At 75.0% G+C, this 15,773-nt stretch carries 15 protein-coding genes and 1 tRNA gene; 4 read left to right on the top strand and 12 right to left on the bottom strand.

All coding sequences use genetic code 11. The features are described from left to right. Positions 1 to 99: 99 nt before the first annotated feature. The 7 genes from BM165_RS19850 to BM165_RS19820 form a co-directional block, all read right to left on the bottom strand. Positions 100 to 318 carry a hypothetical protein gene (locus BM165_RS19850; RefSeq protein ID WP_075015265.1) on the bottom strand — a complete coding sequence of 73 codons (219 nt, stop codon included), beginning with the start codon at positions 316 to 318 and terminating at the stop codon, positions 100 to 102. Between the two features lie 98 nt (positions 319 to 416). Then, on the bottom strand, positions 417 to 1,640 hold the full coding sequence (locus tag BM165_RS19845; protein WP_075015264.1) for a CaiB/BaiF CoA transferase family protein: 1,224 nt from the start codon (positions 1,638 to 1,640) through the stop codon (positions 417 to 419). A gap of 51 nt (positions 1,641 to 1,691) precedes the next feature. Beyond that, the gene (locus BM165_RS19840) at positions 1,692 to 2,429 is read right to left on the bottom strand and encodes an acetoacetate decarboxylase (RefSeq protein WP_075015263.1); all 738 of its coding nucleotides are present in this window, start codon (positions 2,427 to 2,429) and stop codon (positions 1,692 to 1,694) included. Then, entirely contained in the window at positions 2,429 to 3,370 is a 942-nt protein-coding gene (locus tag BM165_RS19835; RefSeq protein ID WP_075015262.1) for a 3-hydroxyacyl-CoA dehydrogenase NAD-binding domain-containing protein, read from the bottom strand. Before BM165_RS19835 ends, BM165_RS19840 begins: the two co-directional genes overlap by 1 nt. 84 nt (positions 3,371 to 3,454) lie before the next feature. Further along, positions 3,455 to 5,080 (bottom strand): peptide chain release factor 3, encoded by a 1,626-nt coding sequence (locus tag BM165_RS19830; RefSeq protein ID WP_075015261.1) that lies wholly within the window; start codon positions 5,078 to 5,080, stop codon positions 3,455 to 3,457. Between the two features lie 145 nt (positions 5,081 to 5,225). After that, positions 5,226 to 5,957, bottom strand: coding sequence for an HAD family hydrolase (locus tag BM165_RS19825; protein ID WP_075015260.1), 732 nt, complete (start codon positions 5,955 to 5,957; stop codon positions 5,226 to 5,228). After that, positions 5,954 to 7,459, bottom strand: coding sequence for a mannitol dehydrogenase family protein (locus BM165_RS19820; protein ID WP_075015259.1), 1,506 nt, complete (start codon positions 7,457 to 7,459; stop codon positions 5,954 to 5,956). Before BM165_RS19820 ends, BM165_RS19825 begins: the two co-directional genes overlap by 4 nt. Positions 7,460 to 7,658: 199 nt before the next feature. Between BM165_RS19820 and BM165_RS26150 the strand changes: the two genes are divergently transcribed. Further along, positions 7,659 to 8,924, top strand: a complete 1,266-nt coding sequence (locus BM165_RS26150) for an alpha/beta fold hydrolase (RefSeq protein ID WP_075015258.1) — start codon at positions 7,659 to 7,661, stop codon at positions 8,922 to 8,924. Positions 8,925 to 9,033: 109 nt separating this feature from the next. Continuing rightward, a complete protein-coding gene (locus BM165_RS19810) occupies positions 9,034 to 10,374 on the top strand; it encodes a GNAT family N-acetyltransferase (protein ID WP_075015257.1) in 1,341 nt (446 codons plus the stop codon). 148 nt (positions 10,375 to 10,522) lie between these two features. Here BM165_RS19810 and BM165_RS19805 read toward each other — a convergent pair whose 3' ends face one another. Further along, positions 10,523 to 11,377, bottom strand: a complete 855-nt coding sequence (locus tag BM165_RS19805) for an SDR family oxidoreductase (RefSeq protein ID WP_075015256.1) — start codon at positions 11,375 to 11,377, stop codon at positions 10,523 to 10,525. 178 nt (positions 11,378 to 11,555) lie between these two features. Between BM165_RS19805 and BM165_RS19800 the strand changes: the two genes are divergently transcribed. Next, complete coding sequence (locus BM165_RS19800) at positions 11,556 to 12,464, top strand: MmyB family transcriptional regulator (RefSeq protein ID WP_083427545.1); 909 nt, start codon at positions 11,556 to 11,558, stop codon at positions 12,462 to 12,464. A gap of 109 nt (positions 12,465 to 12,573) precedes the next feature. Here the strand turns inward: BM165_RS19800 and BM165_RS19795 are convergent, their stop codons facing one another. From BM165_RS19795 to orn, 4 genes are all read right to left on the bottom strand, one after another. Next, positions 12,574 to 12,807 carry a hypothetical protein gene (locus tag BM165_RS19795; protein ID WP_075015254.1) on the bottom strand — a complete coding sequence of 78 codons (234 nt, stop codon included), beginning with the start codon at positions 12,805 to 12,807 and terminating at the stop codon, positions 12,574 to 12,576. Positions 12,808 to 12,919: 112 nt separating this feature from the next. After that, positions 12,920 to 13,234, bottom strand: a complete 315-nt coding sequence (locus BM165_RS24955) for a Wadjet anti-phage system protein JetD domain-containing protein (protein ID WP_075015253.1) — start codon at positions 13,232 to 13,234, stop codon at positions 12,920 to 12,922. Between the two features lie 215 nt (positions 13,235 to 13,449). Then, a tRNA-His gene (locus BM165_RS19785) sits at positions 13,450 to 13,525 on the bottom strand. A gap of 58 nt (positions 13,526 to 13,583) precedes the next feature. Then, positions 13,584 to 14,273 carry an oligoribonuclease gene (gene orn, locus BM165_RS19780; RefSeq protein WP_075015252.1) on the bottom strand — a complete coding sequence of 230 codons (690 nt, stop codon included), beginning with the start codon at positions 14,271 to 14,273 and terminating at the stop codon, positions 13,584 to 13,586. Between the two features lie 167 nt (positions 14,274 to 14,440). On the opposite strand from orn, the gene BM165_RS19775 reads away from it, so the two are divergent. Beyond that, positions 14,441 to 15,652 carry a hypothetical protein gene (locus tag BM165_RS19775; RefSeq protein ID WP_075015251.1) on the top strand — a complete coding sequence of 404 codons (1,212 nt, stop codon included), beginning with the start codon at positions 14,441 to 14,443 and terminating at the stop codon, positions 15,650 to 15,652. Positions 15,653 to 15,773: the final 121 nt, after the last annotated feature.

The following is a 15,773-nucleotide window of genomic DNA, read 5'->3' as shown; positions in this document are numbered from 1 at the left end:
CACGACGCGGGGCGGCACCGGCCGGCGCGTGTCCGGTCCCGCACCGCACACCGGTCCCACCCGCCCCACCGGGCACGCGGCGGGCCGGACGCCGGCGCCTCAGGCCCGGGGCGGGTCGGCGCTGATCCGGGCGGCGGCCGCCTGGATCCACGGCTGCCCGGTGTCGAGGCCCTCCGCCGTCGCCACGGCGCGCACCGCCTCGGTCGTCACCTCCAGCGGTGCCCCCGGCACCCGGTCGGAGGCCAGCTCGTACACCAGCAGTGCCTTGAGCCGGCTCTCCAGCGTCAGTCCGTCGAGGTGCTCACGCCAGTCCCGCATGGGGGAGGTGGGTGCCCGGGGGCGGCGCGGGCCATGCCGCGCGCTCCGGCGTGTCGGGCGCCCGGGCCCGTCAGCGGAGCAGTCGTCCGCGCCGGCCCTCAGACCGCAGGACCCCCGACGACGCCGTCACGCACCATCGCCGCGAGGTCGTCCCCCGTGACGCCGAGGCCGGCGAGGACGGCGGCCGTGTGCTCGCCCACTCGGGGCGCGCGCCCGCGCGGGCCGACGTCGAGGCCCCGCAGGCGCAGGGGCGCGCGGACGGTGCGGAAGCGCCGCCCGGAGGCGTCCTCGATCTCGGGGAACAGCCCGTCGGCGGCGGCCTGCTCGTCGGCGGCGAACTCCGAGACGGTGGACGCCGGGCCCCAGATGAAGCCGCGCTCGTCGAACAGGGTGCACCACTCCTCCAACGGCCGGGTGGCGAAGGCCTCGTCCATCAGCCGGGTCAGCTCCGGCATGTTCGCCGCGCGGGCGCCGTAGGAGGCGAAGCGCTCGTCCTCGGCCCACTCCGGGTGCCCCACGGCCGCGCAGAACGGCGGCCACCAGTGCGGCTCGGGCATGAACAGCAGGATCCAGCGGCGGTCGGCGCAGCGGAACCCGCCGTGCAGGGCGTGCGGCCGGGCGATACGGCCCTGCGGGGTGGGCGTGACGCCGTCGACCAGCGTGGCCGACAGGTCGCTGGACATCGTCCACGCGGCGGCGCCCAGCAGGCTGACGTCCACCACCTGCCCCTCACCAGTGGCCTCCGCGACGCGCAGCGCGGCGAGCACGCCGCCGAAGAGGGCCAGCGCGGCGGTGTGGTCGCCCTGGGCCGGGCGCAGCCGGGGCGGCGCGGTGTTGGCGGGCTCGCTCATCGCGTCGAGGACGGCGCCGCGGCCGAAGAAGGCGGTGAGGTCGTAGCCGGGACGGGCCGCGTCGGGTCCGCCGGGGCCGTAGCCGGTCAGTGTGGCGTGCACCAGGCGCGGGTTCAGGGCGTGCAGGGCCGGCGCGTCCAGCCCGAAGCGCGTCTGCCGGGAGGGCAGCAGGTTGCAGAGGAAGACGTCAGCCCCGGCGGCCAGCCCGCGCACCAGGTCCGCGCCGCGCTCGGTGTTGATGGCGACGGCGATGCTGCGCTTGCCGCGGTTGTCCATCTCGAAGGCGGCGTCGATCGGGTCCTGGCCCTCGGGGACGCTCGGCTGCCGGGTCGCTCCCCGCATGGGGTCGCCGCGGAGCGGTTCGACCTTGACGACGTCGGCGCCCATGTCGGCCATCAGCGCGGCGGCACCCGGGGCGGCCATCCAGTTGGCCACCTCGACCACGCGCACGCCCTCCAGCGGTGCGGCCATCACCCGTTCCTCCCGTCTGCTCGGGGTCCGGCGCCGTCGGGCGGCGTCGGGTCAGTCCTGCAGGTAGTCGTGGACCAGGCTCGCCCTGCCCAGGGTGAGGTCGGCGAGGATGTGGCTGGCCGAGACGATCTCCCGCACCGGCAGGTCGGCGAGCGGCGCGAGCGCGTGCTCGAACAGCTGCAGTCGGGCGGGCCCGGTCCAGGCCCCGCGCACGGTGATGTCGGTGATCTGGCTGCGCACCAGTTCGAGGATCCGCGGGCGCCGGTCGTAGCCGGGCAGCATCTTCAGCCCGTACGTGGGCCGGCCGACCTCCGCGACCGCGTCCTCCTCGGTCAGCGGCGCGTGCTTGTAGCCCATCGTCGCGGTGGCCACCCGCAGCGTCCCGTAGTCCAGCGTGCCGACGAGGGTGTCGGAGTCGACGTAGAGGCCCGGTGCGCCGGCCTTCTTCGGGAAGGCGCTGATCTCCCGGCCACTGGCGATCGAGGCCAGGCTGTCGACGTACATGGCGTGCAGGTAGTCGGCGCTCTCGCCCTCGTACTCGACCTGCAGCACCTGGCCGGACTCGGTGAACGACCCCAGTCCGGTGACGTCGGGCATCCGCATGACCTCGAACTTGACCAGCGGGTCGCCGACCGTCAGCGGCTCGGGCACCACGCGCCGCATCGCCTCGGCGTCGGTCCGGTACAGGACGTTGAGGTACTCGCGGCCGGTGAACCGGTACCGCCCGGACGGGTAGGCGGGCGCGCCGAGCGGCGTCGTCGGCTGCCTGCGGACCTCGTCGGCGTCCATCAGGCCGGTTCGTCCCGGGCGGCGTCCCGGGCCGCGATGACCGCGAGCTGGGCGTGGTCCCGGGCGTCGGTCAGCTGCTCGTAGGTGCGCCCCGCGAAGCGCTCCTCCACCTGGGCGCTGACCAGCTCGACCGTCGCCTCGTCGAGCTCGGGCTGCTCGACGACCTTCCAGCGCCGCGCCATCCCTGGCCCGAGGTGCTCGAGGAAGTGCCGCATGCCGCCGGGGCCGCCGCCGAGGTGGAAGCTCTCGAACGGCCCGGCCGTCGCCCAGCGGATCCCGATGGACTCGGTGACGATCTCGTCGAGCTCAGCGGCGCTGACCACGCCCTGGGAGACCAGCCACACGCACTCGCGGAACAGCGTGGACTGCAGGCGGTTGGCGACGAACCCGTTGATCTCCCGGTGCAGGACGACGGGCTTCCTGCCGAGCGAGCGGTAGAAGGCGACCGCCGCCTCGACCGCCCACGGCGCGGTCCGCTCCCCGGGCACCACCTCGACCAGCGGCAGCACCTCCGGCGGGTTGAACGGGTGCCCGACCACCAGCCGCTCGGGCGTGCGCATCTCCCGAGCGAGGTCGCTGGGCATGAGCGCCGACGTGGAGGAGGCGATCAGTGCGCGCTCGGGCGCCGCGGCCTCGATCCGGGCGAAGAGCTCCTGCTTGAGGGGCAGCCGCTCGGGGGCGTTCTCCTGGACGACGTCGGCACCGGTGACGGCGGCCTCGACGTCGTCGACCACCTCGATGCGGCTCAGCAGCTCGCCGGGGTCCCCGGCCTGCGGCTGCAGCCGGGTGAGGTGACGCACCGCCGCCGCGACCTCGGGACCGATGCCCGGACGGGGGTCCTGCACCCGGACGGTGCGGCCGTGCGCGGCGAACAGCGCCGCCCACGACAGCCCGATCGTCCCGGCCCCGATGACCGCGACGGTGTCCTGACTCCGGTCCACGTGGGCTCCCGGTGCGCTCGTCCTGTCCCCGGTGCATCGCAACACACCTGACCTCCCGTTGCGATTCGGGTCACATCGGGGGTGTCAGTCGAGCTGGGCGGCGACCAGGGGTTCGAGGGTGAGGTGGGGCTTGCCGTTGCGCACCATGCCCATGACCCACTTGGTCGTGAAGAGGGCGAGGAGCTCGCCGTCGCTGCGCTGCACGACCTCGGTGCCGGTCGTGGCGGTGATGCCCGGGACCGAGGCCTCGTCGGTGCGCATGGCGAGGGTGTACGGGAGCGGCTCGAGCCGTACGGGAGCGGAGAACTCGTGCTCCATGCGGTGGGCGGCCACCTCGAACTGCATCGGGCCCACGACGGCGAACACCGGGGCCTGCTCGCCGCGCCGGTCCGAGCGCAGCACCTGGACGACGCCCTCGGACTCCAGCTGCGCGATGCCGCGGCGGAACTGCTTGTGCTTGGCCGTCTCGAGGCTGCGGACGACGGCGAAGTGCTCGGGAGCGAAGGTGGTCAGCGGTGGGAAGGCGACCGGGCGCTCGGCGTACAGGGTGTCGCCGACGTGCAGCGCCGAGGCGTTGACCAGCCCGACGACGTCGCCGGGGTAGGCGAGGTCGATGCTCTCGCGCTCGCGGCCGAAGACGTGCTGCGCGTACTTGGTGGCGAACGGCCGGCCGGTGGGCCCGTGGGTGACGACCATGCCGCGCTCGAACACCCCCGAGCAGATGCGGATGTAGGCCAGCCGGTCGCGGTGGGCGGCGTCCATGCCCGACTGCACCTTGAACACGAACGCGCTGAACGGTCCGCCGACGGGACGCGGGGTCCCGTCCGTGTCCGGCCGGCCGGCGGGCGCAGGGGACAGGTCGACGAGGACGTCGAGCAGCGCGCCGACGCCGAAGTTGGAGACCGCGGAGGCGAAGAGCACCGGGGTGGTCACGCCCGAGAGGAACAGGTCCTGGTCGTGCTCGCCGGCGGTGGCGGCCAGCAGATCGGCCTCCTCGCACGCCTGCGCCCAGGCGTCGGGCTCGTACGCGGCGGCCTCGGCGGGGGAGAGGAGTTCCTCGGGGGCGACCGTGGCGCCCCCGGCGGTCCGGGTGTAGCGCCGGTAGCTGCCGTCGCGCCGGTCGAGGACGCCGCGGAAGTCGCCGGCGATCCCCACCGGCCAGGTCAGCGGGGTGGGGGTCAGGCCGGTGCGCTCGGCGATCTCGTCCATCAGCGCCAGCGCGTCCTTGCCGGGTCGGTCCCACTTGTTGACCACGGTGACCACGGGGATGCCGCGGTGCCGGCAGACGGCGAAGAGCTTCATCGTCTGCGCCTCGAGACCCTTCGCGGCATCGACCAGCATCACCGCGGCGTCGACGGCGGTGAGCACCCGGTAGGTGTCCTCGGAGAAGTCGGCGTGCCCGGGGGTGTCGAGCAGGTTGACGACGGCGTCGCGGTAGGAGAACTGCAGCGCGGCCGAGGTGATCGAGATGCCGCGGGCCTTCTCCATGTCCATCCAGTCCGACACCGTGCCGCGCCGCCCGGCCTTGCCGTGGACGGCGCCGGCCCGGCCGATCACCCGCGCGTGCAACGCCAGCGCCTCGGTCAGGGTCGACTTCCCGGCGTCGGGGTGGCTGATGACGGCGAACGTCCGCCGCCGCGCGGCCTCGGCGACCACGTCGGCCGACGCCGGACCGTCGTCGGCCTGGCGGAGCGGGACGGTCGTGGTCATCGTGGGTCTCCCTGAGGTGGTGCGCGCGTCGACGGCGCCGACCCTCCCGGTCGGCGTCCGGTCGCGTCGTACAACAGCACAGCGGCGTCGCGCACTCCCGGGTGCCCCGCCAGGCCGTCCCGCACCGGACGGCGTGCCCGGCGGGTCAGCGCAGGACGTCCTCCACCTCTGCCCATGACCCGACGACCGCGGCGACGCCGACCTCGCGCAGCGCCGCGGCACGGGCGGGCCGGTCGCCGTCCGGGACGAACTGCAGCAACCCGACGGTCGGGTAACCGGCGGCCACGGCCGACCGCGCGCCGTTCACCGAGTCCTCGACGGCGACCGCCTCGGCCGGGCCGACCCCGAGCACGGCACCGGCGTGGACGTACACGGCCGGGTCGGGCTTGCTGGTGGGCTCGGCCAGCGAGTCCTCGGCGCTGAACCGGCGGCCGGCGGCGAACAGCGGGGCCAGTCCGGTCACCTCCAGGCAGGCGCCCAGCCGGGAGGTGGCGCTCGAGGTGACCGCCGCGAGCGCGAACCGGCCGGACAACCGTTCCAGCGGCCCGCGCACCGCCGGGTCGGGACGCAGCACGGTGCGCAGGTGGGCGGTGACGACGTCCTTCTCCTCGGCCACCCAGTCCTCGAGGTCGGACCGGGCGAGCTCGCGCCCGTGGCCGGTTGCCAGTTGCGCGGCGGCCGCCCGGAAGTTCTTGCCGTTGGTCATCCGCTGCAGCTCCTCCGGCGCGAGGGCGCGCTCCGCCCCCAGTCCGGCCAGGAAGCGGTTGGTGACGTCGGCCGACGCGGCGTACGCCGGCTCCTCGGACGGGAACAGCGTGCCGTCGGCGTCGCACAGCAGGGTGGTCACCGCGGCCGGGTCGAGAGCGGGCCCGGTCACGCGCCGTCCCCGCGGGTGCCGAGGAACTCCTCGATGACCTCGCGCGGCCCCTGCCGGTCCAGCGCGGAGAGGGCCGCCTGCACGCAGTCGGCGAAGCGCGGGTCCTGCCCGACGTGGTCGAACACCGACTGCTCCGACAGCAGCGGTGTCGCGTCGCCGCCCGCCTCCTGCGCGAGGGGCACCAGGTCCGGGCGCGGGCCCTGGATCGGCACCTCCTCGCCGGCGTAGTCGTGGCCGCGCAGGAAGCGCAGCCAGCCGGCGACCGCGACGCACAGCAGCCGGTGCGGGGTGCCGGCCTCCAGGGCGGCGCGCACGGACGGCAGCAGGTAGTTGGGGATCTTGGTGGAGCCGCGGCGGGACAGCCGCGCGAGCTGGTCGGCCATCCGGGGGTTGGCCAGGCGGTCGAGCAGCGTGGCCTGGTACCCGGCCAGGTCGACGCCCGGCACCTCGGGCAGGTGCGGCGCGATCTCCTCGGCCATCAGCCGGGTGAGGAAGGTGCGGAACACCGGGTCGGCCATCACCTCGTCGGTGGTGCGGTACCCGGCGAGGTAACCCAGGTAGGCGATGGCGCTGTGCCCGGCGTTGAGGAGCCGGGTCTTCACCGTCTCGTACGGCGACACGTCGTCGGTGAACCGGACGCCGACCTCTTCCAGCGGCGGGCGCCCGTTGCAGAAGGTGTCCTCCACGACCCACTGGCGGAACGGCTCGGTGACCACCGGCCACCGGTCGTCGACGCCGGTCGCGGCGGCGACGGCGTCCCGGCCCTCGGGGGTGGTGGTCGGGGTGATCCGGTCGACCATGCTGCTCGGGAACGCGACGTGCCGGTCGATCCAGTCGGCCAGGTCACCGCCGTCGTCGTCCCGGAGCCGGGCGAAGGACACCACCGCGGTGCGGGCCGCGGCGCCGTTGGACTGCATGTTGTCGCAGGACAGCACCGTGAACGGCGCCCGTCCGGCCTGCCTCCGGCGGTGCAGGGCCTCGACGAGGTAGCCGAAGACCGTCTCGGGGTGGCCGGCGTCCTCCAGGTCGCGGGCGACGTGCGGGTCCTCGGCGTCGAACTCGCCGCTGTGCGCGTCGATCCGGTAGCCGCTGCCGGTGATCGTCAGGCTCACCACGCGGGTGCCCTCGTCGGTCAGCGCGGCGAGCACCGCCTCGGGGTCGTCGGGCGCGTACAGGTACCGGGTGAGCGCGCCGACGACGGTGGCGCGGTCGCCGTCGGCCCCGCGCTCGACCACGGTCCACAGGCCGTCCTGGTCGGCGAGCACCTCACCGATCTCGCGGCTGTGCAGGCCGACGCCGACCACGCCCCACCCGGTCTCGCCGCGGCGGGCGAGCTCGTCGAGGTAGACGGCCTGGTGGGCGCGGTGGAAGCCGCCGACGCCGATGTGCACGATGCCGGGCCGCAGCGCCGCGCGGTCGTAGGTGGGGACGGAGACCTCCGGCGGGAGGTCGGCGAGGGTCCGGTCGGACAGGGGGACGGCCCGGGGCGGGGCAGACGTCATCGGGGAACTCTCAGTGAGGAGGGGCGGGACGGGGTGGCTGTTCACCCGTGGCCGCGGCCCCTCCCATGCCCCACCGCCGGCGTCTCCAACCCGCGATCGTCCGGATGTGGTGCAACTCCCGGATGTAGTGCGGCTCCCGGACGCGGGTAGGGGAGCGGTGCCCCGAGCCGCGGGGTCCGCCCGACCTCCCGGAGCAACCGTGCCCGCCCTGCCCTCCCTGCGCCCTCCCGGCCCCGCCCCGCGGCACGAGTGGACCGACCTGCCCGCCCTCGGCACCCGGGTGCACGCCCGGACCTGGCCCGCCGCGGCGGGCGGGAGTCGGACCCCGGTCGTCCTGGTGCACGGCCTGGGCCTGTCCAGCCGCTACCTCGTCCCGCTGGGTCGGCGGCTGGCCGCGCTGGGCCACGAGGTCCTGGCGCCCGACCTGCCCGGGTTCGGGCGCTCGCCGCGCGACCCGGGGCTGCGCTGGCCCGGCGGTCCCGACGTCGCCACGCAGACCGGCCACCTGGTGGACTGGCTCGACGCCCGCGGCATCGCCCGGGCGAGCTTCTTCGGCAACTCCATCGGCGCGCAGGTCGCCGTCGAGCTCGCCGCACACCACCCGGACCGGGTGGAGCGGCTGGTCCTGTCCGGGCCCACCCCGGACCCGCGCTACCGGCGGCCGTGGAAGCAGTACCCGCAGGTGCTGCGGAACATGGTCTTCGAGGTCCCCACGCTCCAGGCGCTGTTCCAGGTGGAGTACGCGTCCACCGGCGTCGCCCGGATGGTGCAGCAGCTGGTCCGCAGCGCGGACGACCCGGTCGAGCGGCGGCTGCCCGACGTCGCCGCGCCCACGCTGGTGGTGCGCGGCCGGCACGACCGGACGCTGGACGACGCGTGGGCCGAGCAGGTGACCCGGCTGCTGCCCGACGGCCGGCTGGTCGTCATCGAGGGCGCCGCGCACAACGCCCACTGGTCGGCGCCGGACGTGTCCGCCCGGCTGGTGGCGGCGTTCCTCGCCGGGGACCTGGACGCCCGCGGCACCCCGGGGGACGACGTCGTCCCCCGGTCGGAGCAGCGTGACCCCCTGGCCGCCCGCCGGCCGCTGCCGCCGCGGGCGCACGCCGCCCTGGACGTGGTGACCACGCTGGCGCTGCTGACCGTGCCCTGGACCCGGCCGTGGGGACCGCGGACCCGGGTGCTGCTGACCTCCTTCGGCGCGCTCGGCCTGGCCGACACCCTGCTCACCGACCACCCGGCCGGAGTGCTGCGGGTCCTCCCGCTGCCGGTGCACCTCAACCTCGAGGCGTCGGCCGGTCTGCAGCTCCTGACCGCCGCGGCGACCTGGCTGCGCGGGGAGCCGGCGGCCGGCCGGTGGGCGGTCGTCGCCCAGGGGCTCTACGAGCTGCTCCGGGCGTCGTCGGCGTTCGTCCCGGCCGGGCCGGCCCGGCGGATCCCCGTCGCGGAGGCCGCGGCTCCGCGCTGACCGTTACGGCTCTGTTTCGTCTGCTGCTCGCTGGGCATGTCGGAGCGACACGGCCGAGGGTGCAGCACGCCGCCCGACGCGCCGGTACCAGCACAGGTGGCAGCCCCTCGTGAGGACCCACAGGACGCGGTCGCTGGCGGCCGTCCCGACGATCACCGGCACCCCCAGGCGACCGCCGTCGGAGCACCAGCTGCGCGGCATGGACACCGAGGCCGTCCTCGACCTCGGCTGGGGCCGGCTGGTGTTCGGGCAGACCTTCCCCGACCCGCAGCGGCTGGTCGAGGCGCTGCGCGGGGAGGCCGAGGGCCACCGCGACATCTGCATCTACCCGCGCGACCCCCAGGTGCTGCTGGGGATGGCGCCCGGCGAGCTGTTCCTCGACCCGTCGCTGACCTTCCGGCTGGACCTGCACCGGTACCGCCCGCGTCGGGAGCTCATCGAGGATGTGTTCGTGCGCACCGTCGCCTGCCCGGACGACGTCGCCGAGATGGGGCGCATCGTCAGCCGGGTCGGCATGGTGCCCGGGGACGGCGCGACCGTCTGGCACGACCACTCGACGCGGACGGTGCGCTACCTGGTGGCGGAGGACCGGCGCACCGGGCGCGTCGTCGGCACGGTCACCGGCGTCGACCACGTGCGGGCGTTCGGTGACCCCGAGGGCGGCAGCAGCCTGTGGTGCCTGGCCGCGGACCCCGACCACGCGCCGCGCGGCACCGGGGAGGCGCTGGTGCGGGTGCTCGCCGAGCGCTACCTCGCCCGGGGACGCAGCTACCTCGACCTCTCGGTGCTGCACGACAACGAGCGCGCCATCGCGCTCTACCGGCGGCTCGGCTTCCGCCAGGTGCCCGCGCTGGTGGTCAAGCGCCGTAACGCGGTCAACGCGCCGCTGTTCGTCCCCGCGCCGGCCGGACTCGACCGGCTCGCCCCCTGCGCCCGGGTGCTGGCCGACGAGGCCCTGCGCCGGGGCATCGGGGTCGAGGTGACCGACACGGCCTCCGGGGAGCTGCGGCTCACGCTCGGCGCCCGCTGCGTGCTCACCCGCGGGTCGCTGACGGAGCTCACCACGGCCGTGGCGCTGAGCCGCTGCGACGACCTGCGGGTGACCCGGCGCGTCGTGGCGGCCGCCGGGGTCGACGTGCCGGGGGCCGCGGATCCGGCGGGGGAGGGCGTGCGGGTGGTCGTCGTCGACGGCGAGGTGGTCGCCGCCGCGCGCCGGACCGCGGAGGACGTCACCGACCGGCTGCACCCCGGGGTCGCCGCGGCGGCCGTCCGCGCCGCCCGGGCCCTCGGCGTCCCGGTGGTCGGCCTCGACCTCGTCGTGCCCGACCTCGGCGGGCCCGCGCACGTCCTCGTCCGGGCCGACGCCCGGCCGGACCTCGCCGGCCACGCGCCGCGGCCGGTCGCGGCCCGCGTCGTCGACCTGCTGTTCCCGGAGACCCGCCCGCGCTGACCCCCGCGAGTGGGGAGTCCCGGGACGACGGGAGGCCCCGGTCGGTCGCCTGACCGGGGCCTCGCAGGTCGACGACGACCGCTACATCGGCGCGGCACCCGCGATCAGCAACTGACCCGGCGTCGGCCGGACGAGGCCCTGCCCGAGGTCAGGCGCTGGCAGGGGCGGCGTCGTGGGCCAGCGAGCTGGACAGGTCGCGGTGGGCGTCGGCCTGGGCGAGCAGTTGATGGGCCTTCTGCTCGAAGGCAGCGACGGCGTCGGCGCCGGCGGGCCAGCGCAGCGGCGGGGTGTCGGAGTCGGTGAGCTGGACCAGGGCGTGGGCGAGCTTGGCGGGGTCGCCGCCCTGCTGGCCGTTCATGCCGTGCCAGGCGGTGACGGTCTGCCGGGTGCGCTCGGCGTAGTCGTCGATCGTCGGCTCGGGGTAGCGGGTGGAGTCCTCGGTGAGCAGTTCGGTGCGGAAGAAGCCGGGCTCGACGAGCATGGTGCGGATGCCGAACGGCGCGATCTCCGGTGTCAGCGACTCGTTCCACCCCTCGAGGGCGAACTTCGACGCGGCGTAGGCGGAGGTGAACTCCCCTCCGGTGATGCCGGCGGTGGAGCTGAAGGTCACCACGAGGCCGGAGCGCTGGGCGCGCATGACCGGCAGCACGGCGCGGGTGACGTTCAGCGGGCCGAACAGGTTGGTCTCGATCTGGGCGCGGAAGTCCGTCGGGGCGAGTTCCTCGAAGAAGCCGGCGTAGAAGTTGCCGGCGTTGTTGACCAGCACGTCGATGCGGCCGTACCGCTGCACTGCGGTGTCGACGGCGGCCTGCACGCTGGCGGGGTCGGTGACGTCCAGCGCGACGGCCAGCAGGTCCTCGTGCGCGCCGAGTCCCGCGGTGACCCGGTCGGGGTTGCGGCCGGTGGCTACGACCGCATGCCCGGCGTCCAGGGCGGCGCGGGCGATGTCGGTGCCCATGCCGCGGCCGGCGCCGGTGACGAGCCAGATCTTCTTGTCGGTCATGTCAGTGCAGTCCTTCGGGTCTCGGGTGGTGGGCGAGGTGACGCCCGCGCGGGACGGGCAGCTGGTCGAACCCGCTGAACCGAGGAAACGCCGCCCGGCCGCGGCGTGGGAGAGCCTGCTGTGAGGGGGTACTGGCAGGGACCCTCACGCGGGTCCCGGCGGACCTACCGTGGTCGCCGTGGACACCCGCAAGGACCTGCGCGAGTTCCTGGCCACCCGCCGGGCCAGGATCACCCCGCAGCAGGCCGGGCTGCCGACCTACGGCGGGCACCGGCGGGTGCCCGGGCTGCGCCGGGAGGAGGTGGCGCTGCTCGCCGGCGTGAGCGTCGAGTACTACACCCGCCTGGAACGGGGCAACGCGAACGGTGTCTCCGACAGCGTCCTCGAGGCGCTGGTCCGGGTGCTGCAGCTCGACGACGCCGAGCGCGCACACCTCTACGACCTCACCCGCGGGGCGATGACAGCGGCCCGCGCCCGCCGCCGTCCGGCCCGGGCCGCGGTCCGCCCGGGTGTGCAGCAGCTGCTCGGCGCGATGGCCGGCGTCCCGGCGTTCGTGCAGAACGGCCGGCTCGACGTCCCGGCCGCCAACCCGCTCGCCCGCGCCCTCTACGCCGATCTGTTCGACGACGCCGGACCCAGCAGCGCCGGTCGCCCACCGAACCTCGCCCGCTACATCTTCCTGGACCCGCGGGCCGTCGAGTTCTTCCCCGACTGGAACCGAGCCGCCTCCGACGCGGTGACCCAGCTCCGTGCCGAGGTCGGCCGCAGCCCCGACGACCGGGAGCTGCGGGAACTCATCGGGGAGATCACCACCCGCAGCCAGCAGTTCAGCGCCCTGTGGGCCACCCACGACGTGCGCTGGCACACCACCGGCACCAAGCGCTACCACCATCCGGTCGTCGGAGACCTCACGCTGGCCTACGAGGCGATGGCCCTGGCCGCCGACCCCGGCCAGACGCTCATCACCTTCACCGCCGAACCGGGCTCACCGTCGCAGCAGGCACTGACCTTCCTCGCCAGCTGGACCGGATCGGCCACACGGGAGCTCGCCGGCCGCGACCGGACGAGCCAGGACCGCTCCGCCTGACCGGTCCCGTAGACCCGGTGGGCGCAGGAGAGCTCGCCAGCGATGTCGCTCACCGAGCCCCCTCGGTGGCCGACCCCGGGTCCGCGTCCGATCGGGTCGGGCTGACGGCTCAGTCGGCCGCCGGGTCCCCGGCGGCCAGCGCGCATCCGGGCTGCTCGCGGCCGGTGTCTGGGGTGCCCGGCCGGTGCGCGGCCCACACCGCGCCCATGTCCACGGCGGCCTCTGCGTCGCGTACCTGGGTGGTGCGGCCCTCCTGGTGCGGCGAGTTGAACGCGGCCGTCGCGAGCGTCAGCGACGACAGCGCCTCGCCGCGCAGGACGCGCGCCTCCTGCTCGAGCCTCACCGCGTTCCCCCGCGTCCACCGTGCGGGCCCGGCGACGCCCGACCACCGACAGGCCAGGCGCGGCGCGCGGAGCGACGCGTCGCTGGGGACGAGGACGGGCGGGGGTGAGGGTCTACGTCAGCGCGGCCGTGACCAGGTCGAAACGGACGAACTCCTGCTCCAACCGGACGCCGACTCCGTGGGTGCCCGCGCACAGCGCGGCGTAGACCTCCGCCTCGGTCGCCGTCAGGTGGGACAGCGGATCGGTTCGCGGTGCGGCTCCGGTGGACCAGAACGGCCGGTGGGCCAGCAGCGTCGCGGTGTCCATCAGGACGCTCGTTGCGTGCGGGGCGACCGCGCGGACTCGGGCGAGGATGGCGTAGCCGTGGGTGTCGATGTCGTGTCGTGTCAGTACACGCGGTGCCGGCGGCCGCGCTGCTCGATCCACAGGCTGGGCGGCTCGAGGGACATGGTGGGTGTACTCCGTGCCGTCGGTCGGGAAGGACCAGCCGCACCGTCGGGAGCGTTCCGCGTCGCGCAGTCGCCCCGTCACTGCCCCCGTTCTGCCCCCCGATGAGGGGGCAGCGAGGCTCCGACGGCCGCCGCGAACGGCGCCGGAACGGGTGAAGGCCCTGGTCAGCGAACTGACCAGGGCCTCTCACGTGGGGTGAGTGACGGGGCTCGAACCCGCGACACCCAGGATCACAACCTGGTGCTCTACCAGCTGAGCTACACCCACCACGTGCACTCCCGGCGCACGCGGTGCCGGGGAGCACGGACGAGGATACCGGAGCCGGTCAGCTCCCGGACGCGGCCGGGGGTGCGGCGCCCGGCGCGGTGGCCGGGGGGGTCGCGTCGGCGGCGGCGAGGACGTCGGCGAAGGAGCCGGCCACCTCGGTCGCCGCGCGCTGGGCCTGCGACGTCGAGGGGCCGGGCGCGTCGACGAACAACGTCTGCCGGTAGTAGGCCAGCTCGCGGACGGACTCGACGATGTCGGCCAGCGCGCGGTGGGCCAACCCCTTCTGCGGCTGGGCGAAGTACACGCGGGGGAACCAGCGGCGGGCCAGCTCCTTGATCGAGCTGACGTCGACCATCCGGTAGTGCAGGTGGTCGTCGAGCTCGGGCATGTCGCGGGCGAGGAAGCCGCGGTCGGTGCCGATGGAGTTGCCGCACAGCGGGGCGGTGCGCCGCTCCGGCACCCACCGCTTCACGTAGGCCAGCACCTGCTGCTCGGCGTCGGCCAGGGTGAGCGTCGAGGCGCGCACCGCCTCGGTCAGGCCGGACTTCGCGTGCATCTCGGTGACGACGTCGGCCATCCCCTCGAGGTCGGCGTCGTCGGCGTGGATGACCAGGTCCAGCCCGGGGTCCAGGACCCGCAGCTCGGAGTCGGTCACGACGACGGCGACCTCGATGAGCTTGTCCCGGGTGAGGTCGAGCCCGGTCATCTCGCAGTCGATCCAGACCAGGTGTCCGCCGTTGTCCGCCACGGCGACCGACCCTACGTCGCACGCGACCGCGCGTCCCGCCCGTCCCGGTGGTCCGCGCGTCCACCGTCTACCGCACCCGCCACACCGACGCCACCGGAGGGGTCGGAATCCGGCATCCCCGCCGGTAGCCTCGCCGCATCCCGTTCTCCATCCCTGGGAGTTCCGCCGTGCCCCGATCCGCCGCACCCGCACCGCCTCCCCGGACGGTGCCCCCGGCTCCGGGCTCCCTGGGCGCTGCGCTCCGGCACCCCGTCGCGCTCCTGCGCTGGCTGTGGCCGGCGTACGTGACGCCCGGCCGGCCGGGGCGCGCCACCAGCGCGACCGAGCTGCGCTGGATCTACACCGCCTGGCTCGGTGCGTTCCTGCTCAAGATGCTCGGCTCAACCTGGGACGTGTCCTGGCACTTCCGGTGGCTGCGCGACGACCTGGCGCCCCCGCACCTGCTCAACTCGGCGGGCACCGCGGTCGTCGTCGCCCTCGTCCTGTTCCACTCCTACACCGGCTACGGCGTCGACCGGCGCGCGCTGCGGCTGATGCAGTGGGGGATCGGCACGTTCCTGGTCGCGGTGCCGATCGACATCGTCAACCACCGCGTCAACGGGCTGGACATCACCAGCTGGAGCCCCAGCCACGCGCTGCTCTACATCGGGACGGCGATCATGCTGGCCGGCGCGATCCGCGGCTGGTGGCTCTACGCCGCGCCCGGCCGCGTCCGCGACCTGGTGTCGCTGGGCCTGTGGCTGTTCTTCGTCGAGAACGTCGTCTTCCCCAACCAGCACCAGGAGTACGGCGTCCTGTCGCTGCGGGCCTACGAGGCCGGGGCGACGACGGCCGAGCAGCAGCTGCTGGACTTCGCGGCCTCGCAGGGCCAGACGCCGACCATGTTCATGCTCCCGGTCCCGTCCTGGGTGCACCCGGCCTGGCTGCTGTGCGCCGGGCTGCTGTCGCTGCTCGTGGCGCGGCGGGTCACCGGCCTGCGCTGGACGGCCACCACCGTCGTCGCCGTCTACCTCGGCTACCGCGCCGTGATGTGGCTGGGCCTGGTCGCGCTGGGCTTCCCGCCCTCGGTGCTGCCGCTGGTCCTGCTGGTCGGCGCGGTCTGCGTCGACCTCTCGGTCACCTGGCGGCTGCCGGGCTGGAGCGCGGCGCCGGCCACCGCGGCCGCGGTGTACGCCGCCGGCTGGTTGCAGGACGCGGCGGGGCTGCTGCCGCCGTGGGACTGGTCGTGGTGGTCGATCGCGCTGGTCCTGGGGTCCTTCACCCTCCTGTGGACCGTCGTCGACCTGGTCGCCCGCAGCCGCGCGTACGCCGCCTGGCTGGTCCCGGTGGAGCCCGCCAGGGCCGCCGTGCCGGTCGCCGGCGGCGCGTCGGCCCGCTGACGAGCCGGACCGTCCCGTCACATGACGTAGCGTCGCCCGCAACCGCACCTCCGGGCACCCGCCCCGGACCACGCCGGGCGCCCGGCACCGCGCCCGCCCGCGCGCCCCTGTACCCCACCCG

It is taken from the genome of Geodermatophilus obscurus (assembly GCF_900115395.1).
GTDB lineage: Bacteria > Actinomycetota > Actinomycetes > Mycobacteriales > Geodermatophilaceae > Geodermatophilus > Geodermatophilus obscurus_B.
The sequence above is the reverse complement of the archived record's forward strand: the minus strand, read 5'-3'. Positions and strand labels throughout refer to the sequence as shown.